The organism is Phocaeicola sp. RTP21198st1_B8_RTP21198_201120, assembly GCF_040929485.1.
Classification (GTDB): domain Bacteria; phylum Bacteroidota; class Bacteroidia; order Bacteroidales; family Bacteroidaceae; genus Phocaeicola; species Phocaeicola dorei.
Genome location: NZ_JBCOCI010000307.1, coordinates 1303 through 1531, shown reverse-complemented (window position 1 = coordinate 1531; position 229 = coordinate 1303). Strand labels below are relative to the sequence as shown.

Genomic DNA, 229 nt, shown 5'->3' with positions numbered 1-229 from the left:
CTTGTCGAACTCATTAGCAGCAGATTTATCGATCTGATATATTTTATCTTCTATATAACGGCCTTTTGCATTGGCTAAAGCATTATCATATAATTCACAAACATGAAGAGCAGTAGCATACATATTGTCTTCAGTGCGAATCCCTAATGTTTCGGCAGGAATGAATCCTTGTCGGAGATAATAATCCGGGTCACCACAAAGTAAAATAGCACGAAATCCCATTTCGGAA

General features: G+C 37.6%; 1 pseudogene. It reads right to left on the bottom strand.

What is annotated here, in order from left to right:
• A pseudogene (locus AB5935_RS25740) lies at positions 1-229 on the bottom strand (GNAT family N-acetyltransferase); the annotation flags it as partial.